20 protein-coding genes are annotated in these 19,904 nt (G+C 68.5%); 11 read left to right on the plus strand and 9 right to left on the minus strand.

The window, feature by feature from the left end; all coding sequences use genetic code 11:
- Positions 1-113: 113 nt before the first annotated feature.
- On the minus strand, positions 114-716 hold the full coding sequence (locus QMO76_RS21680; RefSeq protein ID WP_306363143.1) for a hypothetical protein: 603 nt from the start codon (positions 714-716) through the stop codon (positions 114-116).
- Between the two features lie 112 nt (positions 717-828).
- Here QMO76_RS21680 and QMO76_RS21685 point away from each other — a divergent pair, with 112 nt between their 5' ends.
- On the plus strand, positions 829-2,184 hold the full coding sequence (locus QMO76_RS21685; RefSeq protein ID WP_306363144.1) for a DUF2993 domain-containing protein: 1,356 nt from the start codon (positions 829-831) through the stop codon (positions 2,182-2,184).
- A 341-nt stretch (positions 2,185-2,525) separates the two neighbouring features.
- Here the strand turns inward: QMO76_RS21685 and deoC are convergent, their stop codons facing one another.
- The gene (deoC, locus tag QMO76_RS21690; protein WP_306363145.1) at positions 2,526-3,185 is read right to left on the minus strand and encodes a deoxyribose-phosphate aldolase; all 660 of its coding nucleotides are present in this window, start codon (positions 3,183-3,185) and stop codon (positions 2,526-2,528) included.
- 71 nt (positions 3,186-3,256) lie between these two features.
- Here deoC and QMO76_RS21695 point away from each other — a divergent pair, with 71 nt between their 5' ends.
- On the plus strand, positions 3,257-3,817 hold the full coding sequence (locus QMO76_RS21695; protein ID WP_306363146.1) for a GNAT family N-acetyltransferase: 561 nt from the start codon (positions 3,257-3,259) through the stop codon (positions 3,815-3,817).
- 57 nt (positions 3,818-3,874) lie between these two features.
- Positions 3,875-4,762: a formyltetrahydrofolate deformylase gene (purU, locus tag QMO76_RS21700; protein WP_306363147.1), complete on the plus strand. Its 888-nt coding sequence runs from the start codon at positions 3,875-3,877 to the stop codon at positions 4,760-4,762.
- A gap of 153 nt (positions 4,763-4,915) precedes the next feature.
- On the opposite strand, the gene QMO76_RS21705 is transcribed toward purU, so the two are convergent.
- From QMO76_RS21705 to QMO76_RS21730, 6 genes are all read right to left on the minus strand, one after another.
- A complete protein-coding gene (locus tag QMO76_RS21705) occupies positions 4,916-5,929 on the minus strand; it encodes an alpha/beta fold hydrolase (RefSeq protein ID WP_306363148.1) in 1,014 nt (337 codons plus the stop codon).
- 255 nt (positions 5,930-6,184) lie between these two features.
- Positions 6,185-7,207 carry an alpha/beta fold hydrolase gene (locus QMO76_RS21710; protein WP_306363149.1) on the minus strand — a complete coding sequence of 341 codons (1,023 nt, stop codon included), beginning with the start codon at positions 7,205-7,207 and terminating at the stop codon, positions 6,185-6,187.
- A 148-nt stretch (positions 7,208-7,355) separates the two neighbouring features.
- On the minus strand, positions 7,356-7,649 hold the full coding sequence (locus QMO76_RS21715; RefSeq protein ID WP_306363150.1) for a DUF2516 family protein: 294 nt from the start codon (positions 7,647-7,649) through the stop codon (positions 7,356-7,358).
- 134 nt (positions 7,650-7,783) lie between these two features.
- The gene (locus QMO76_RS21720; RefSeq protein ID WP_306363151.1) at positions 7,784-8,443 is read right to left on the minus strand and encodes a heparin-binding hemagglutinin; all 660 of its coding nucleotides are present in this window, start codon (positions 8,441-8,443) and stop codon (positions 7,784-7,786) included.
- A complete protein-coding gene (locus tag QMO76_RS21725) occupies positions 8,440-8,979 on the minus strand; it encodes a helix-turn-helix domain-containing protein (RefSeq protein ID WP_282780609.1) in 540 nt (179 codons plus the stop codon). Before QMO76_RS21725 ends, QMO76_RS21720 begins: the two co-directional genes overlap by 4 nt.
- A gap of 125 nt (positions 8,980-9,104) precedes the next feature.
- Positions 9,105-10,436: a DUF445 domain-containing protein gene (locus tag QMO76_RS21730; protein WP_372342035.1), complete on the minus strand. Its 1,332-nt coding sequence runs from the start codon at positions 10,434-10,436 to the stop codon at positions 9,105-9,107.
- Positions 10,437-10,594: 158 nt separating this feature from the next.
- Between QMO76_RS21730 and QMO76_RS21735 the strand changes: the two genes are divergently transcribed.
- The 7 genes from QMO76_RS21735 to QMO76_RS21765 all read left to right on the plus strand — a co-directional run bounded on the left by QMO76_RS21735 (position 10,595) and on the right by QMO76_RS21765 (position 17,625).
- Complete coding sequence (locus QMO76_RS21735; RefSeq protein ID WP_306363219.1) at positions 10,595-11,287, plus strand: TetR/AcrR family transcriptional regulator; 693 nt, start codon at positions 10,595-10,597, stop codon at positions 11,285-11,287.
- Positions 11,288-11,499: 212 nt separating this feature from the next.
- Positions 11,500-12,945, plus strand: coding sequence for an AarF/ABC1/UbiB kinase family protein (locus tag QMO76_RS21740; RefSeq protein WP_306363152.1), 1,446 nt, complete (start codon positions 11,500-11,502; stop codon positions 12,943-12,945).
- A gap of 22 nt (positions 12,946-12,967) precedes the next feature.
- The gene (locus tag QMO76_RS21745) at positions 12,968-14,209 is read left to right on the plus strand and encodes a trans-acting enoyl reductase family protein (protein ID WP_306363153.1); all 1,242 of its coding nucleotides are present in this window, start codon (positions 12,968-12,970) and stop codon (positions 14,207-14,209) included.
- 272 nt (positions 14,210-14,481) lie between these two features.
- On the plus strand, positions 14,482-15,177 hold the full coding sequence (locus QMO76_RS21750) for an ESX secretion-associated protein EspG (RefSeq protein ID WP_306363154.1): 696 nt from the start codon (positions 14,482-14,484) through the stop codon (positions 15,175-15,177).
- A gap of 98 nt (positions 15,178-15,275) precedes the next feature.
- Positions 15,276-16,127, plus strand: a complete 852-nt coding sequence (locus QMO76_RS21755) for a polyphosphate kinase 2 family protein (protein ID WP_306363155.1) — start codon at positions 15,276-15,278, stop codon at positions 16,125-16,127.
- A 143-nt stretch (positions 16,128-16,270) separates the two neighbouring features.
- Positions 16,271-17,059 (plus strand): thioredoxin domain-containing protein, encoded by a 789-nt coding sequence (locus QMO76_RS21760; protein WP_306363156.1) that lies wholly within the window; start codon positions 16,271-16,273, stop codon positions 17,057-17,059.
- Positions 17,056-17,625: a vitamin K epoxide reductase family protein gene (locus QMO76_RS21765; protein ID WP_306363157.1), complete on the plus strand. Its 570-nt coding sequence runs from the start codon at positions 17,056-17,058 to the stop codon at positions 17,623-17,625. Before QMO76_RS21760 ends, QMO76_RS21765 begins: the two co-directional genes overlap by 4 nt.
- Here QMO76_RS21765 and QMO76_RS21770 read toward each other — a convergent pair.
- Positions 17,622-18,710, minus strand: coding sequence for a S1C family serine protease (locus QMO76_RS21770; RefSeq protein WP_306363220.1), 1,089 nt, complete (start codon positions 18,708-18,710; stop codon positions 17,622-17,624). The two genes, QMO76_RS21765 and QMO76_RS21770, sit on opposite strands and share 4 nt — an antisense overlap.
- Positions 18,711-18,838: 128 nt before the next feature.
- On the opposite strand from QMO76_RS21770, the gene QMO76_RS21775 reads away from it, so the two are divergent.
- Complete coding sequence (locus tag QMO76_RS21775; protein ID WP_306363158.1) at positions 18,839-19,891, plus strand: NAD(P)-dependent alcohol dehydrogenase; 1,053 nt, start codon at positions 18,839-18,841, stop codon at positions 19,889-19,891.
- Positions 19,892-19,904 lie beyond the last annotated feature (13 nt).

Raw genomic sequence — 19,904 nt, forward strand, 5'->3', positions numbered from 1 at the left:
CCGGATTCCGGCGCGACCCAGCCACCACCCACAGGTCCCGACACTCACCGGCGCAGCGACCGCCACGACCACCCACCAGCCAAAGCGCACCGCACGACCACACCGGCCAGCGGTCACGCGCGGGCGAGGGCGCGGTGTAGGCGGGTGGCGGTGGGTGGGGGGAGGGCGGTGCAGGCGGTGCGGATGTCGGTGCTGGCGCAGCGGTCTATGGCTACGGCGTCGGCTACGACTTCGTCCAGGGCGGACTGGCCGATGCCGGTTTCGGCCAGATCGAGGACCGTGCGCAGCGGGGTGGTGACCAGGAACGCGCCCGCGGACTGGATGTCGGTGCGAGCGAGGGCGCGGCGCAGGACCACCAGGCGCGGTGAGAGGGGGAAACGGCCCGGCCCGGCGGAGATGTGCACGTAGCGGGGGCGCAGGCGACCCAGGCCGTGCAGCTCGGCGGCGCTGTGGTGCGAGACCGCGGCGGCGCCGTCGAACCACGCCGACCACATGGCGTACTCGTCGAGCGGACCATCCGGCCAGTCGCTCAGGCGCAGCAGGCCCACCCCGGCCCGGGACACCGAGCCGTCCCGCAAACCGTCGCGAACCTGGACCTCGCAGCCGGTGCGCAGCACCTGCCTGGTCGTGAAATACCCCGCGTGCCGACCGGCCAGCCGCCGCAACTCCTGCCAACCGCGTCCAGAATCCCGCTCCGCTGCGGCTTCCCCAGCCATGTGAAACAGATTACGCCGGGGGTTGTGCGTTATGTCACATTCAGCCCAGGTTCGGTCAACACCTCATCGGAAGCACAGAGCCCACACAGAAACCTCGGGAAGAATCGCCCCCATGAGCTCGAAACCCACCTCGGACGACGCGGCCGAGCGCGATACCGGCGCGCCTCACGCCTCGGACCCGGACGCCACCCTGGTCGGCGGCACCGGAAACGAAGTGAGCCACGAGCCGGGCACCGCCCTACCGGACACCACCGCCGAACACAGATCCCGAGCACCCGGCGACGCCACCGAAGTCCTCGGCAGCGGTCGGCCCGACCCCGCCGCGACCGGAAACGACGACACCACGCGGGCATTCGGGAGCGGCAAGTCGGTGTCGGACTCGGCGCCGACCGAGGTGCTGGCCGCGAACACGGCGGCCGACGAGACCGGAAACGACGACACCACCGCGGCATTCGGCGGCCGCGAGTCCGTGTCCGACTCGGCACCCACCGAGATCCTGCGCACGTCAGCCGAATCCGCGTACCCGCTGCAGGACGACGTGCGCGGGGCGCACCGGAATCCGTCCGAACACCGCACCGAGGCGACGGGCGATCCGGATCCGTCCGGCCGCCAGGACACCACGGTGCTGGGACCGTACGGCACCGAGACCTTCGACGCGGCCGCCTTGGCGGCGGGCGCGGCACCCGGCGGCGAACAGCAGCCGCCGACCACTCCCCCGCCGCCGGTGGGGCCGAATGCCACTGGCTCCGGAGGAGGTTCGTCCTGGATGCGTGGTCGCACCCTGCTCGTCGTCGCCGTCGTGGTCGCGCTGCTCGCCATTGCCGCCCTGGCCGGTGGTGAGGCGTACGCGCGGCGCACCGTGGAGAACTGCATCACCTCCCAGTTCGAACAGGAGATGGGGTCCAGGATCGACGTGTCGTTCGGGGCCAAACCCATGCTCATCACCATGTTCGACGGCAAGGTGTCGTCGGTGACGGTGAACAGCGACGACACCAAATTCGGTCCCGCCGTTGGCATGGTGGTGCACGCGAAGTTCAACGACATCGAAGTGGTGGACAACGGGCGCGGCGGCGGCACCATCGGCAGCTCCTCGGCCGATGTCACCTGGAGCAACGACGGCATCGCGCAGACCTTGGGCGGTTTGGTCTCCGGCGTCCAGTCCAATCCGACCACGGACACGCTGACCTTCGCGGTTCTCGGCGGACTCGCGGGCCTCGAGGTCAAGCCCCAGGTGGTCGGCGACAAGGTGGAGGTCACCACCGAGGCGGCCTCGCTGCTCGGCTTCGGCCTGCCCACCGACCTGGTCGAGGGCATCGTCAACCTGATGGCGGAGAGCCTGCAGAGCTACCCGATGGGCCTGCAGCCCACCGAGGTCCAGGTCACCGACAGCGGCCTGCGGGTACTGCTCGCGGGCGGCCGGACCGAACTGCCTGCCGCGCAGGGCGATTCCTCCGACTTCCGCTGCTGACAGCCTGTTGAAATACCCGGGTTGACGGGTGTTTCAACAGCGCCCTGCTCGGGCGTCCGGCGCTCACACCGCGAGCGGGTATGTGTGTGCCGATTCCCGCGTCTACCGGGCCGGACCCGGTCGGCGTCGCTGGGTGAGCGACCGTTCCCGCTCGCTGGCACTCCGCTCGGGCTGCGGCGATGAGCGTCGTGCGGCGGAACGCTCACCGCGGTAGATCACGCCCACCCGCGGATCGCCGTCCTGGTCGGGTGCCGTGGTGCGCGACGATTCGTCGCCGCAGGGTCGGGGCCGCGGGGTCGGGGCAGGGCGGCCGCGTGATCGAGCCAGCCCGCGAGATCGGGTCAGTCCGGGAACCCGGCCAGCACCTCGCGTGAGCGTGACAGCCCCAGCCGGGTCGCCCCCGCCGCGATCATCTCCGCGGCCGCCTCGGCGGTGCGGATTCCACCGCTGGCCTTGACACCCAAACGGTCGCCGACCGTCTCGGCCATCAATCGCACCGCGTGCGCGCTCGCCCCACCGGCCGGATGAAAACCGGTGGAGGTCTTCACGAAATCGGCTCCGGCGCGTTCGGCAGCCCGGCAGCATTCCACGATCGCCGCATCGGTGAGGGCCGCCGATTCGATGATCACCTTGAGCAGCGCGCGGTCCCCGACGGCCTCGCGCACCGTGACGATGTCGCCCAGCACCGCGTTGAAATCACCCGCCACCGCCGCGCCGACGTCGATGACCATATCCACCTCGTCCGCGCCCTGATCCACCGCCAGCCGCGCCTCGGTGCCCTTGACCAGCGAATGATGCTTGCCGGACGGGAAACCCGCGACGGTGGCAACCACCAGGCCGGGGGCGCGCAGCGGCAACATGGACGGGGAAACGCAGACCGCGAGGACGCCGAGGTCGCGGGCTTCGTCCACGAGCGCGGCCACCTCGGCGGTGGTCGCCTCCGGCGCGAGCAGGGTGTGATCGATCAGTGCCGCCACGTCCCGGCGGGAAAGCTGTGCCATGGGCTGTGAGTTTGGCATATCGGTGGCAATTTCATTGCGAGTGCGGACCGCTGTCCCGCACACTCGTAGGTGTGCTGATTCGTCGCGAGCGTCCGGGCGACGTCGCCGCCGTAGCCGCGGTGCACCGGAACGCCTTCGCCGCCCAGTACGCCAACGCCCACGGCGACCCCTGGCCGGACGATGGCGCACCGGCGGCCCTCGCCGATCCACCCGAGGTCGATCTGGTGCGACGGCTGCGCGACAACTCCGGGTGGATTCCCACTCTCACCATGGTGGTCGAATCGCAGGAGCGCGTGGTCGGCCACATCTGTCTCACCCGGGCCGCGGTCGGGCCGTTCCCGGTGCTGGCGTTGGGCCCGATCGGCGTGCTGCCGGAGTTCCAGAGCGGCGGCGTCGGCTCGGCCCTCATGCACGCGGCGCTGGGCGCGGCCGACGCACTCGACGAGCCCCTGGTGGGCCTGCTGGGCAGCCTCGACTACTACCCGCGCTTCGGATTCGTGCCCGGTGCGCGCATGGGCATCGTGCCGGACAATCCCGAATGGGCGTCACATTTCCAGGTACGGCCGCTGAGCGCGTACGAGGACGAGATCAGCGGCGAGTTCCGCTACGCCGACCCGTTCTACGAATTGTGACCCGGGCGGCTCGCCCCTGACGGAGGTCACAGTGCCGCCCCTGGGAGGATGGCCGGTATGAGTTCTGCCGCTGCCACCGATGATCGGCGTTATGTGCTGACGCTGGGCTGCCCGGACCGTCCGGGCATCATCGCCCGGATCACCTCCTTCATCGCCGACTTCGGCGGGTCGATCGTGGAGGCCGGTTACCACTCCGACTTCGAGACCGGCTGGTTCTTCACGCGGCAGGCCATCGAGGCGGCCACGGTGCCGTTCGACCTCGACGAACTGCGCGACCGGTTCACCGCGGTGGCGGCCGAGCTGGGTCCGGAGACCGAATGGCAGGTCCACGACTCCGGAGCCAAGCGCCGCGCCGTCCTGCTGGTCAGCAAGGACGGGCACTGCCTGCACGATCTCCTCGGCCGCGCCACCATGGGCGAGCTGCCCGCCACCATCGAGGCCGTGATCGGCAACCACCCCGACCTGGCCGCCATCACCGAGGCGCACGGCGTGAAGTTCCACTACGTGCCCTTCCCCAAGGACCCGGCCGAACGCGGTCCGGCCTTCGAGCAGGTGCGGGAACTGGTGGACGTCCACGATCCGCACGCCGTGGTGCTGGCCCGATTCATGCAGGTGCTGCCGCCGCAGCTGTGCGAGCACTGGGCGGGGCGCGCCATCAACATCCACCACAGCTTCCTGCCGTCTTTCGTGGGCGCGCGCCCGTACCACCAGGCCTTCGCCCGAGGCGTGAAGCTGATCGGCGCGACCTGCCACTACGTGACCGCCGAACTCGACGCGGGCCCGATCATCGAACAGGACGTCATTCGCATCGACCACGCCGACACCGTGCGCGACATGGTCCGGCAGGGCCGCGATATCGAGCGCGTCGTCCTGGCGCGCGGACTGCGCTGGCACCTCGAGGGCCGGGTGCTCGTCCACGGCCGCCGCACCGTCGTGTTCTCCTGAACGCGGCGGCTCTCCGCCGCCGGGGCACCGGCCGCCACCGGCACGCCGGAAAGACGTTCGGCAGTAGGACGGTTCGCCGCCGCGCCCGCGAACTCGCGCGGAGCACAGCGCGCTCGCGTGGAGCACAGCAGCGAAAGCGCTCGAACCCGCGTGTTATCCGGCGGCGGCGATGCGTCCGCGACGGCCGACGCGAATAATGCGCTCGACCTCGGTATTGAACTCGTCGACGGCCTCGATGTTCGGCAGGTGGCCGGTCGGCAGGATCACGTAGCGCTCCAGACAGCCCGCCGCCGAGAGGGTGTCGGCGATCTCGCGGGAGTGGATCTCCGGGAGCAGCCGGTCGTGCGAGCCCGCCATGACGGTGGTGGGTACGCACAGATCCGCGGCAGCGCCATTGATGTCCAGGTCGATCAAGCCGCGGGCCACGGCGGCGCGCACCGACGGACGGCACGAACGCACGATGGACAGGCCGAATTCCGCCTGGTCGGTGGTGGCCGACGGGGTCAGCAGCCGCGACTTGGCGATCAGGTTCACCGCCGGACCGCCCGGCAGCGGGACCGGGGTGCCGAACAGCGCCAGCGCCATCAGGCGCGGTGCCGGAATCAGGTCGTTGAACAGCGGAATCACGGTGGCGCGGCCGGAGATTCGGCCCGCCGCGGTGGTGGCCAGCAGGACCGAACGGGCACGCTGCGCCACCTGCTCCGGATAGTGCTTGGCCCACGCCTGGATGGTCATGCCGCCCATGCTGTGGCCCACCAGCACCGCGCGCTGGCCGGGACGCAGGACCGCGTCCAGGATGTCGGAGAAGTCGTCGGCCAGCTGCGCATCGCTGAAACCGCGCTTGCCGAGGTCGCTCTCGCCGTGACCGCGCTGATCGAAGGAGACCACGCGGTAGTCGCCGGCGAAGGCGTTGATCTGCGGGTACCAGTACTCCAGGCTGCACGACCAGCCGTGGGCGAAGACCAGCACCTCGCGATCGGCCGGGCCGTAGGCGTGCACACGCAGCTTCGCGCCGTCGCGCGTGGTGACCGGAATGACGTCGGGGGCGATTCGCGGTGCGTTGAACGACTCGGTCGCGTACTTCCGAGCCCGCAGTCTGGCCCGGTACGGGGCGGTCAGCGCGTCGGCCCGGAGGTCGGTCACCGCTTCAGGCAGCTTCACCAGCATGAGCACTCCTTTGTGTCCTACGGCACACTACCCAGCAAGCACCGGTGCTAGCAATAGCAAGCACCCGAATCGTGACACTCGGTCGTATGCGGCTGCCCTCATTGATTACCCGTTCCGCCGCAATGGCATTCATCGGAAAATCGGGACGGCTGTTATCTACAACACGGTTTCGTCCCGACTTATGCCGGTTCCGGCACGCCGAATGCCCGCGCGACGCCGTTGTCGCACGGGCATCCGCGCTCCCGCGCGAGCGATCTACGCGCCGACGGCGGCCGGAATCGTGAAGGCGGCCTTGGCAACCCGAGCCAGTTCGGCGTTGAACTGCTCGTATGCCTCGACATTGCCCAGATGACCGGTGGGAAGGATGCGGTAACCGTCGAAAGAGCCCACCTCACGCAGCATTTCGACAATGCGCTCGGAATGCACGGGCGGAGTCATGAAATCGAACTCGCCCGCGATGACCGTGGTCGGCACGCTGAAGTTCAGTGCGCCACGACCAACGTCGAGGTAGGACAGCAGGGTGCCGAAGCGACCGCGCACGGCCGCCGGGCAGGAACGCACGATGTTGTGCGAGAACAGGGCGATATCGCCGACCGCCGCCAGCGTCATGATCTGACGGCGCAGCACCCAGGGAATCGGCCCGACCGGCGGCAGCGGGAGCGGAGCGCTCAGGGCCAGCAGGCCGACCAGGAAGGGCAGGCGGCGGGCGAGGTCGGGGCCGAAGGACGGCACCACGGTGGTCTCGGCGATCAGGTCCGCGGCGGCGGTGTTGGTGAGCAGCACGGCGGCCGCGCGGGCGGACACCTGGTCGGGATGGCGACCGGCCCACGCCTGCATGGTCATGCCGCCCAGACTGTGGCCGACCAGGACCGCGCGCTCGCCGGGGCGCAGGGTGGCCTCCAGCACCGCCTGTAGGTCGTCGGCCAGCAGGTCGGTGGTGAGCGGGCTGCGGCCGCGCTCGCTCTCGCCGTGGCCGCGCACGTCGTAGGCGACCACGCGGTACTCGTCGGCGAAGGCGTTGATCTGCGGGTTCCAGTATTCGAGGCTGCAGGTCCAGCCGTGCACCAGCACGATGGTGTCGGCGTCGGCGGGGCCATAGACGTGCGCCCGCAGGCGGGTGCCGTCACCGGCGGTCACCGTGACGGCCTCGTGGGGAGCGGACGGGGTGTTGAGCGCCGCGGTCTCGTAGACCCGGGTCCGCAGAGCTGACCGATGCGCGAGCATCAGGTCGCGGACCTTCCCCGCAAGGTCCGCCGGTGTAGGCAGCTTTGCCCGCATAGGACACTCCTTTGTGTTACTGCTCGATACAGTAACTCCATCGGAGGTCCGCTTGCTAGTGCAAGCACCAAAAAAATCGGGTGCCGACAGTCCACTCAGGACTGCCGACACCCGGCGAATTCGCTGCGGAGCCCCGCCCCCGCAGCGTCTACCAGCGCGGACCGCGCTGCACCTCATCGACCTTGGGCCGCACATCGGCCAGATACACACCGCTGGCGATCACCGCGATGATCATCAGCAGGAAGAAGCCCTGAGCGATCAGGAGGAACAGCAGCGCACCGCACAGAATGCCGACCCATGCGGGCTTGCTCAGCTTGTCGACCGCCGTGAACGCGTCCGGGCGCTGCCGAACGGCGTGGATCAGGGCGAAGAGGGTCATACCGAGCGCACCCAGCCACAGCAGCAGAAAAATCATCCCGGTAATCGAATTCACCCCACCCATGATACGAGCAACACCGCCACCGCACCGGCCCGAAATCACCGGTAGGACATACCGGATTCGCCTCGCCCCGGGCACGCCGACGGCGGCCTCCGCGCATCGTCATGTGCGGAGGCCGCCGGAACGGGGTGCGCCGCTTACTTCTTGGCGGCGGGGGTGGCCTTCTTGGCCGGGGCCTTCTTGGCGGGAGCCTTCTTGGCCGGGGCCTTCTTGGCGGCCGGGGTCTCGGCGGGCTCGTCGGTCACCTTGACGACCTCGGCCTCGACGGTCTCCTCGATCTCCTCGGCCTGCTCGGCCACGCGGCCCAGCAGCGGGCCGACCTGGTCCTGCACCTTGCCCAGCACATCCTCGGTGCGGGTCACCAGGTCGCTGTAGAAGCTCTCGACCTGCTCGAAGCGCTCCTCGAAGGACGGGTTGGCGCGCAGCCGCTCGACCGTCTCCTCGCCGCGGGCGGCCAGGTCGGCGTACAGGTCGAGGACCTGGTGGTAGTACTGGTCGGCAAGGCGACGCAGCTCCTCGGCGGTGAGCTTCTCGCGCAGTTCGGCGAGATCGTCCGGCAGCTCGGAGGGCAGCGTGGACACCCGGGTGCGGATGGTCTCGATCTGCTCCTGCATGTCGGCCGGCAGGTTGGCGAAGCGCTCGCGGGCCTCTTCCACGCGGCCGGACACGTCGGTGGCGGCGACCTGCTCGCGCACCTTCTCGACAATATCCTTGACCTGCGCGTACACGGTGTCGCCCGCGCCGACGCCGGCGTAGAGCGGCTTGGCTACGGCGGTGGGAAGCTTGGTTTCGGTCATGGTTGCTCGTTCTCCTGGCGTGGCGGAACTTCAGTGATGCGGTGCGGAACCTCGTTGTCCCTGTCTCCCCCGGGAACGCCCCCCTTGTGGTCCGTCGCGTCCCCTCGGTCCTCGTTCGCCGCGTTTTCCCGGCGGAACGATTCGTAGATGTCCAGGAGCACCTGTTTCTGGCGTTCGGTGATCGCCGTCTCGGCCAGCAGGGCATCCCGGACCGGGCTGTGCGGCCTCTGCTCGAGGTACCCGGCCCGCATGTACAAGACCTCCGAGGACACCCGCAGACCCTTCGCGATCTGCGCGAGCACCTCGGCGGACGGGTTGCGCAACCCACGCTCGATCTGGCTGAGGTACGGATTGCTCACCCCCGCCAGCGCGGCGAGTTGGCGCAGGGAGACCTGCGCGGCCTCGCGTTGCGCCCGGATGAAGCCCCCGATGTCGTGTGCCGCGTTGGCTACGCGGCCCTTGGCATCTCCGCCGTCGTCGGACGTCTCCGGCGACGGGTCGATGTTCGGGTTGGGAACCTCGGGTTCCTGTGCCATCACTCACCTTCCGGCGGTTGTGGGGTCAATTCTAAGTCAGGGTGCTAGCTCTTGCAAGCACCCCTGCTAGCACTTATTCGGCAAACGCCTGGCCGCCACACCTAGGCATTTGTCCAGCTTTGCGGTCAGCCCTGGAACAGCACATGCGATATCGAATAAATCGCCAGGCCGGCCAGCGATCCCACCACTGTTCCGTTGATGCGGATGAATTGCAGATCGCGACCCGCCTGCAATTCGATCTTGCGGCTGGCCTCCTCCGCATCCCAGCGGGCAACCGTGTCACTGACCAGCGTCGCGACCTCCTGACCGTAGTTGGACACCAGATAGCGGGTGCCCCGCTCGACCCAGCCGTCGACCCGCTCGCTCATACCCGGCTCGTCCACCAGGCGCTGACCCAACTGCTGCACATTGTCGGCCACCTTGCGCCGCAGCGTGGAGTTCGGATCCTCGGCCGATTCCAGGATCATCCGTTTGGCCGCCCGCCAGGTGGCATGCGCCATACCGGTGATCTCCTCCCGGCCCATCAGTTCCGACTTCACCCGTTCGGCCTTCTTGATCATCGCGTCGTCGAATTGCAGATCGTGCGCGAATTCGGAGAGGAACCGGTTCGCGGCCTGCCGCACCTCATGATCCGGCTGCGAACGCACCTTCCAGGTGAATTCCACCAATTCCCGATAGATCCGCTCGGCCAGCAGCGTGTTGACGAACTTCGGCGCCCAGCCCGGGGCGTCGCGCTCGACGATGCGGTCGATGGTCTCCTGGCTGCCCAGCGCCCACTGGTGCGCCCGCTCCGCCAGCAGGTCCAGCAGTGGCTGCTGGCGGTTGTCGGCCAGCAGCTCGTCGAGCACCTTGCCGATCGGCGGCCCCCACAGCGGTTCGGCGATGCGTTTGACGATGGTGTGGTCGATGACCTGCTCGACGTCCTCGTCGCGCAGCACGCCGATGACCGCCCGCAGAATGGTGGCCGACTCCTCCGCCACCCGTTCGGCATGCTCCGGATCCGCCATCCAGCGGCCCAGACGCAGCGAGATCTGGGCCGAATTAACCTTCTCCGCCACCACCTCCGGGGACAGGAAGTTGGTACGCACGAAATCGCCGAGGCTCTCGCCGAGCTGGTCCTTCTTCTTGCGGATGATGGCGGTGTGCGGGATCGGCAGCCCCAGCGGATGCCGGAACAGCGCCGTCACCGCGAACCAGTCGGCCAGCGCGCCGACCATGCCCGCCTCGGACGCGGCCCGCACGTAGCCGACCCACTCGCCGCCCGCGCCACGCGATTCGGTCCAGCGGCAGAAGAGATAGACGATCGTTGCCGCGGCCAGGAAGGCGGTGGCGACCAGTTTCATCCGCCGTAGGTCGCGCGCCTTGCCCTCGTCGTCCATGAGGTCGGCGAAGGCCCCGGTCGGCGCGCTCTTCTTCGTCGGTTCGAGTACCCCGGTGCTGCCGGTGGGTTGCTCCATATGTTCCATTCTGCGGTGTCCCGCCGACTGCGCCCGGCTACCGGGCCGCGCCCGAACCGCGATATCGGGCGCATGCGAGGCTTAAGCTGAAGGGGACCAGCACCGGAACGCGAGCGAGGGAGTCGACGCTGACCACGAAGGAGACCGTGAGCGCCGCCATGGACACCACAGCGCGCCCCGGCCGCGTGGACGGCCGCAAGCGACGCTGGCAACAGCACAAGATAGACCGGCGCGAGGAACTCGTCGACGGGACGCTCGCCGCCATCCGCAAACGCGGCGGCGATGTGGGCATGGATGAGATCGCCGCCGAGATCGGCGTCTCCAAGACCGTCCTGTACCGGTACTTCTCGGATAAGCAGGATCTGACGCGGGCCACCATGGAGCGGTTCATCGAGACCACGCTCATGCCGCGCATCTACGAGGCCATCAGCGATGACCTCGACGAATATCAGTTGGTGCGCAATACACTCGCCGCCTACGTGCACACGGTGGACGCCGACACCGACGTCTACCGCTTCATCATGGGCAACGGGGCCTCCACCGACACCTCCACGCTCGCGGACTTCGAGAAGCTGTTCGCGCAGGTGGTGGCGGCGGTCATCACCGACAAGGCGATCGACCGGGATGTGGATACGCGCGGGGCGATGCTGTGGGCGTACGTCCTCGTCGGCGGTGTGCAGCTGGCGACGGACTGGTGGGTCACCAACCGCACCATGTCGAGCGAGGAGATGCTCGACTACCTCACCATGATGGCGTGGAGCGCGATCGAGGGCATGATTCGCGCGGGCGGTTCGCGGGAATGGTTCAACGCCCAGGAACATGTGCTCCCGGATCCGGAAAACCTGGCCTGACGGGGCCATCCGTTCCCTGCCGACCAAGCTTTCCACGCAGCGGAAATCCGCACGACAACAATCCGCGGCGAGGTAGTCCGTCCGGCAGCCACGCGGTGCTAGGCCGGATCGGCGGCCTTTGGTTAGTCTGATCAACGGCGGGCACGAGAGTGCGCCGAACAGCCGCCGAGTCGGCACCAACGGGGGCGCCGACACCTTCTGGAGGGTCACCTATGGCGAAAGAGCTGCCCACATCCAGGCTTGCGCGGGGGACGAAGCTCGGTATGGCGGTCGCCGGTAATGCCTTGCGCGCACAGAAGACCCGGCGCTCCATGCGGGGGCGTTCGGAGGCCGTCCGCGCCCGGATGGCCGAGGAGTCCATGATCCGGGCCACCGAACAGATGGTGATGGTGCTCGGCACCATGAAGGGCGTCGCCATGAAGCTCGGGCAGATGCTCTCGGTGCTCGACCTGGATCTGGTGCCGCCCGAACACCGTGACCGCTTCCAGCGCCGCCTCGCCGTGCTGCGCGACAGCGCGCCCACCGTGAACTTCGACGTCATGCGCGCGGTCATCGAGGAGGACTACGGCAAACCCCTCGACCAGGTCTTCGCCGAGTTCGGTCCCGAGCCGGTCGCCGCCGCCTCCATCGGCCAGGTGTACCGCGCCACCCTGCACGACGGCCGCGCCGTGGCGGTGAAGGTCCAGTACCCGGGCATCGACGCGGCCGTGCGCGCGGATCTGAAGAACCTGGCCATGTTTCGCCGCGTCCTGCAGTCGGCCATGCCCTGGGTGACGCCCGCCGTCCTGGACGAGCTGCGGCTGAATCTGGAGAGCGAACTCGACTACGTCGCCGAGGCCGACACCCAGCGGGAGATCGCGCGCCTGTTCGCCGGGCACCCGTTCATCGTGGTGCCCGACACCATGCCGGAGCTGTCCACCACCCGGGTGCTGGTGAGCGAGTACTTCCCGGGGCGCGGCTTCGACGAGATCCGGCAGCTGCCCGATGCCGAGCGCGATCGCATCGGCGAGATCATCTACCGCTTCTACGTGGGATCGCTGTTCACCTTCAACGAGTTCTGCGGCGATCCGCATCCGGGCAATCTGCTGCTCGGCGACGACGGCCGGGTCGCCTTCCTCGATTTCGGCCTGTTCAACCGGATGGATCCCGAGCACGTCCGATTCGAGATCACCTGCATTCGCGCCGCGGCCGAGGAGCGCGCGGAGGATCTGCGTGACCTCATGGTGCAGCGTGGCGTCATCGAGTCACCCGAGGAGATCACGCCCGAGGAGTGCCTGGAATACGTGCTGGCGGCCTGTGAGTGGGCGCTCATCGACCAGGAGTTGACCATCACGCCCGAGCTGGCTTCCGGGGCGTTCGTGCTCGCGGTGGATCCGCGGGCCAGTGAGTTCGCGGGGATGAAGCAGCAGAATCTGCCGCCGGAGCACCTGTTCTCGCGCCGCGCGGATTTCCTCACCTTCGGCATGCTCGGGCAGTTGGAGGCCACCAACAACTGGCACCGCATCGCCCGCGAATGGCTTTACGGCGACGCACCGGTCACCGAGCTGGGCAAGGCGCATCACGCCTGGCTGGCCACCCGGCCCGCGCCGGAGCCGAAACCGAAGGCCGCGCCCGCCAAGAAGAAGACCACCCGCAAACGCACCACCACCAAGGCGTGAACCGCCGCATGAGGAGAAGCCAATGGCCGACCGGGAATTCGACCTCGTACTGTTCGGAGCGACCGGCTTCGTCGGGAAACTGACCGCGGAATACCTCGCCGAGGCCGCGCCCGCGGGCGCGCGCATCGCGCTGGCGGGCCGTTCGGAATCGAAGCTGGCCGCGGTGCGTGCCGAACTCGGTGCGGCCGCCGCGGACTGGCCGCTGGTGGTCGCGGATTCGTCGGACCAGGCGTCGCTGGACGCACTGGCCGCGCGCACCAAGGTCGTGGTGACCACGGTCGGCCCGTACCTGCGCTACGGTCTGCCGCTGGTCCGGGCGTGTGCCGAGAACGGCACGCACTACGCCGACCTCACCGGTGAGCCGCTGTTCATCCGCGAATGCATCGACCGGTTCGGCGACAAGGCCGCCGAGACCGGTGCGAAGATCGTGAATTCCTGTGGCTACGACTCGATTCCGTCGGATCTGAGCGTTTACCAGCTGTACCGGCGCAGCGTCGCGGACAATACCGGCGAGCTGACCGACACCACGCTGGTGGCCTCGTTCAAGGGCGGCGTGAGCGGCGGCACCGTGGATTCGGGGCGGGCCATGATGGAGGCCATCGCGGCCGATCCGGCCAAGGCGTCGATCATGTCGCACCCGTATTCGCTCAGCCCGGACAAGTCCCTGGACCCCGCGGTGGGCCGCCAGACCGATCAGGCGCTGGCCCGGGCGTCGAGCATCGACCCCAGCCTGGACGGCTGGGTGGCGACCTTCGTGATGGCCGCGCACAACACCAAGGTGGTGCGCCGCAGCAATGGCCTGCTCGGCTGGCCTTACGGCAAGAACTTCCGCTACCGCGAGGTCATGAGCGTCGGATCGTCCACCGCCGCACCGCTGGTGGCCGCCGGGCTGGCGGGCGGCATCGTGGCGACCATGGCCGCGGGCGCGGTGCTGTCGCGCGTCGCGATGGGGCGCAGGCTGCTCGACCGCATGGTGCCCAAGCCCGGCACCGGCCCGAGCGAAAGCGCCCGCCGCCGTGGCTGGTTCACCATGCGCACCTTCGCGCACACCACGTCCGGGGCGAAATACGTGTGCACCTTTGCCGGTCAGGGCGATCCGGGCTATCAGGCCACCTCGGTCATGCTCGGACAGTCGGGGCTGGCGCTGGCCTTCGACACGCTGCCGGAGATCGCCGGAATCCTCACTCCCGCTTCGGCTATGGGTGATGCGCTCACCGAGCGGCTGCGCGCCGCCGGAATGACCATCGAGGTCGAGACCGCCTGATCCGACAGCGCCTCCGCGTACGGGGGCGCTGCTCGCGGGGCGGCCGCGCTCCCGCATGCCATGCACTATCCAAAATGGATATCCAGGACCGGAATCCATAATGGGACAGGTCATATTCGAGCAACTCCCGGATCCACACACCGATTCGGGAGCCCCGGTAGGGTCCTCAGCGGGACGCCAGGGGTGCTCGGAGAAAGGGGAACGCCCTACATGTCCGCATCGGACGTCGGGAATCGCTCGTCATATCCCGGCTACCAGGGGGAACTCCTGCCGTGAACGCCAAGTGGCTGTTGACCCCCGAGGAGTTCAGCCTGATCTGGACGCGGGAAACCCGACAGGACCGCCGCCCCTACCCGCTGCACACCATCGCGACGCCCGAAACCCCGGATACCCCGGAGCGTTTGCGGCACCGGTTCCTGCGCCGCACCGATCCGGAGCTCACGGCCGCCCTCATGCTGTGCGCCCGCTCCGACGCCACCACCGTCACCCTGTTCGGCGAGCGGACCGCGGGCCCGGCCGTCCGCGCCTTCGCCGCGGTGGCACAGCAGCGCGCCGGCGTGCTGATCGGACTGCCGGACGCGGTGAGCGTCATGGTGTGCCCGGCCGAGCGCCTGGGCCGGGAGCTGGTGGAGGCCGTCGGCTCGGCACCGGCCGGTCGCCTCGCCCAGTTGCGGGAGCCCCAGGACGCGGTGCTGCGCGATGCGGGCGGCAATCGCTGTGCCGAACGCGAAACCCGCGGTGACGCAGCCCTTTTCCGTCGCAAACTGAACGAGCCGGTGGACGGGCGCGGCTTCATCACCGTCTCGGTGGATCCGGCCAACCCGCTGTCCCCGCCCACCCGGCACCGCACCTGGCTGGACTTCTCCGATGACGGCCGCTATCTGCTCACCACCGACGCCGATCTGACGCTGACCCCGGTGAGCGATGCGGATTTCGCCGCCGCGCTCATGCACATGGCTCGGCTGTGAATCCTCCGGTTCCGGCGACTTGTGGGTGAACAGTTGGCAACGGGTGGATTTCGGCGAGTCCGCCACGCGGGTCCGCCCCACCGTGCTACATGTCAGAGATGGCGAAATCGACTTCCTGGTCTGTTCCGGTGACCAAGGCCCTGCGGGCGAACGGCACGAAGGTCAAGAAATTCGACACCTCGGCCACCCCGGGCTTCAAGGGTGACAAGAAGGCCGGAGAGAAACTGCTCGCCGAGCGGGCCGTGGTGCTCTCCGATCTCCAGGAACGCCTCTACGCCAACGGCCGCACCGGCGACCAGCGCAGCGTCCTGCTGGTCCTGCAGGGCATGGACACCGCGGGCAAGGGCGGCATCGTCCGGCACGTCATCGGCTCGGTCGATCCGCAGGGCGTGGACCACGCCGCCTTCGGCGTGCCGACCGAGATCGAGCGCAAACACCACTACCTGTGGCGCATTCGCAAGGAGCTGCCCCGCCCCGGCCAGATCGGTGTCTTCGACCGATCGCACTACGAGGACGTGCTCGTGGTGCGCGTCCACGAACTGGTCCCGCCGGAGGTGTGGGAGAAGCGCTATGACGAAATCAACAAGTTCGAGCGCAAGGTGGTCGACAGCGGCACCACGATCGTGAAGGTCGCCATGTTCGTCTCGCTCGAGGAACAGCGCAAGCGCCTCATGCAGCGCCTCGAACGCGCCGACAAGTATTGGAAGTTCAACCCGGCCGATATCGACGAACGCGCCTACTGGCCCGCCTATCAGGAGGCGTACCAGGCCATTCTGGACCGGACGAACACCGAGTACGCGCCCTGGCATCTGCTGCCCGCCGATCACAAGTGGTATTCGCGCCTGGCCGTCACCGAATTGCTCATCGACGCCCTCCAGGGCCTGAAGCTGGAATGGCCGCCCGCGAATTTCGATATCGAGGAGCAGAAGCGCCGCCTGCTGAAGTCCTGACGCACCGGCGTACCAGGAATCTCTCAGGTTCACCCGCCATGATGGCGCTCGATGTGTGTCTGGTCGCGGCCGTCAGCGGTCACGCAAATCTCGCGGTCCCAGCCGTACGATGCAGGCGCATGGGTCCGAGGAGATAGAAAGGCGTGGTGAACGCACAGGTGAGCAAGCAGGATCTTCGGAAGAACCCGCTCGCGGCGGCGCAGCGGTCCGACCGCAATCGCAAGATCGCCATCCAGGTGGTGGTGGCCGCCGTGCTGGTGGGCCTGGTCGCGGCGATCATCATCGGCATCGCCATGGGCCGGGAGGACAAGGACGAATCCACGGCCTTCAACCCGACGCTCGGCTTCGACTCCAGCCAGGGCGCGGTGCCGCCGAACCTCACCCCGGGTGGCGCCGTCCGGGTCGGCGATGCCGACGCCACGGTGAAGATCCAGGTGGTCGCGGACCCGCAGTGCCCGGCCTGCGCCATGTTCGAGCAGGCCAATGGCGAGGTGCTGGAGCAGGCGGTGACCGACGGCACCGCCACGGTGGAGTACAACATCATCTCGTTCCTGGACCGCGCCTCCAGCAACCAGTACTCCTCGCGCGCCGCCAATGCGGCGTACGTGGTGGGCACCGCCGATCCGGCGAAGTTCCAGCAGTTCCTGGCGAAGCTGTTCGCCGCGCAGACGCCCGAAGGTGGCGGCCCCGGCCTCACCGATGATCAGCTGATCGAGATCGCGGCCGCGGCCGGGTACACCGATCCCGCGGTGGCGCAGGACATTCGGGACAACAAGTACGCCGCCTTCGTCAAGGCGGAAACGCAGGCCGTCTTCGACGCGGGCGTCAAGTCCACGCCGTCGGTGTACGTCAACGGCGAGCAGGTGGAGACCCAGCAGGAGCTGATGAGCAAGGATGGGCTGCGACCGGTGATCGAGGCCGCGGCGAAGTGATCATCACGGCTACGCCCAAGGCCGCCTGGGCGCTGTTGATCGGCGGCCTGGCGGGCTGGATCGCGTCGATCGTGCTGACGGTGGACAAGTTCAAGCTGCTCACCGAGCCCGGGTTCAAGCCGCTGTGCAGTATCGACCAGGTGGTGGCCTGCACCACCGTCATCGAGTCGGATCAGGCCTCCGCCTTCGGATTTCCCAATCCGCTCATCGGCATCGTCGGCTTCTCCGTTGTGGTGACGCTGGCGGTGCTCGGCATCGCCGGAATCGGCTTCCCGCGCTGGTTCTGGGGTGGGCTGTGGTTCGGTCTGGTGCTGGGCATGGTCTTCATCGGCTGGCTGATCTTCCAGGCGGCGTACCGGATTCACGCCATGTGCCCGTGGTGCATGGTGGTGTGGGCGGCCACGCCGGTGCTGCTGGCCGTCACCACGGGGCAGCTGTTCGAGCGGTCGCGGGGAATCCTGCAGATCGTGGTGGAGTGGCGGTGGACCGTGGTCGCCGTCTATTACGCCGTGGTGGTGCTGATCCTGTTCCTCCAGTTCCAGGACTACTGGCTGGATCTGGTCTAGTTCGGCGGCCCGGCGCTCAGCGTCACGGACACCGTGCGCTGTCCGCCGGGCCCCGTCAGGTCCAGGCGCACAACGTCGTTCGGCTTCCGGACGTTGAGCGCGGCGCGCAGCGCCTTGGCCGTGGCGACGGGCCGACCGTCCACCGCGACGATGACCTCCCCCTCGTTCAGGCCCGCGGCGTGGGCGGGGAGGCCGTGGATGGCGAGGTCGATGCGCGCGCCCCCGTCACGGTCGTCGGTGGTGAGAATGCCGAGGGTGGCGGTCGGCCCGACCTGCACGGTGTCCGTCGGTGTGCCGGAACGGATCTGCCGCACCACGGCCATGGCGTCGTCGATCGGCACGGCGTAGCCGCTCGGGTCCCGGCCGAGCAGCTGCCGCACCTCCCCCGACGCGGCGGCGACCACGCCGACCACCGCCCCGTACCGGTCGACCAGCGCGCCGCCGGACTGCCCCGCACTGACCGCGCCCGCGATCTCGATCATGCCGGTCAGGTTCTTGCGGGACAGATCGGCCGCATCCCGGGCCACGATGGTGCTGTCCAGGCCGGTGATGGTGCCGCCGACCGCGGTCGGTGAACCGGTGCCGCCCGCATTGCCGATGGCGAGCACCTCGTCACCGATCCGCAGCGCAATCGAACTACCGAGGCGCGCGACCGGCAGCGCCTCCGCGCCGGACAGTTCCAGCAGTGCGATATCCGCGCTCGAGTCGTAGCCGAGCACGGTGGCCGGATACACCGCGCCGGTGCCGATATCGGTGACCCGCACGCTCTCCGCGCCCTTGATGACGTGATGGCTGGTGAGCACCTGACCGTCCGCGGTGAGCACGATGCCCGATCCGGCGGCCCCGAGTCCGAACGGCCGCACACTCGCGTTCACATTGACCAGTGCGGGCTCGACGACCTGTGAGACGACGGTGGCGTCCAGCGGCGGCAGCGGCGGGCCGAGCAGACTGTGCTCGACGGCGTCTTCACGGAGGGGCCAGCGGGGCAGCTCACCCTGGTAGCCGAGCAGCGCGCCGACGGCCAGCACGGCGGCGACCACCAGCGCGAGGAACCGTCCGGCCCCGGTTCGTTCCCGTTCGTGCATTGCCACCCGCCTCCCGTGTGCCCGTGGGCCCGGCGTTTGTACTTCCAGTAGTACCAGCACAACGCACCGAGGTGACATAACAGACGAACAGTTGGCTCATCGTGGCATGCGGGAGTAGGCATGTACCTATGACCACAGCTGCCGCCTATGCCGTTTCCGCACCGGATGGCCACTTCGAGAAGGTCGCCATCGAACGCCGTGACCTCGGTCCGCACGACGTGCTCATCGATATCGAGTACGCGGGCATCTGCCACTCCGACATCCACACCGCCCGGGACGAATGGGGCGGCGCGAAGTACCCGTGCGTGCCCGGCCACGAGATCGCGGGCCATGTCGCCGCGGTCGGCTCGGCCGTCACCAGGTTCCAGGCCGGGGATCGGGTGGGCGTGGGCTGCATGGTGGATTCCTGCGGACAGTGCGAACCCTGTCTGGCCGGGGAGGAGCAGTACTGCGTCCCGGGCGCGACCATGACCTACAACACGCCCGTGCCGGAGGAGTTCCAGCCCGGCGGGTACACCCTCGGCGGCTATTCGACCCAGATCGTGGTGACCGAGAACTTCGTGGTGTCCATTCCCGAGGGCATCGGGCTCGATGTCGCCGCGCCGCTGCTGTGCGCGGGCATCACGCTGTTCTCCCCGCTGCGGCATTGGAACGCCGGTCCCGGCAAGCGCGTCGGCATTATCGGCATGGGCGGGCTCGGACATGTCGGCGTGAAGATCGCGGCCGCCATGGGCGCGGAGGTCACCGTGCTCAGCCATTCGCTGAGCAAGGAGGCCGACGGACGCAAGTTCGGCGCGCACCACTACTACGCCACCAGCGACAAGCAGACCTTCCGCGACCTGCGCGGCCACTTCGATCTGATCATCAATACGGTGTCGGCCGATCTGCCCATCGACAGCTACCTCAAGCTGCTGCGCCTGGACGGCACGCTGGTGATCCTGGGCCTGCCCGAGAACCCGCTCCAGGTCAAGCCCTTCACCATCGCGGGCTACCGGCGTTCGCTGGCGGGCTCCATGATCGGCGGCATCGCGCAGACCCAGGAGATGCTGAATTTCTGCGCCGAGCACGGCATCGGCGCGGAGATCGAGACCATATCCGCCGACCGCATCGACGAGGCGTACGAGCGGGTGGTGGCCAGCGATGTGCGCTACCGCTTCGTCATCGACACCGCCACCATGTGAGTTCGCGCCGAGC

It is taken from the genome of Nocardia sp. CC227C (assembly GCF_030767025.1).
GTDB lineage: Bacteria > Actinomycetota > Actinomycetes > Mycobacteriales > Mycobacteriaceae > Nocardia.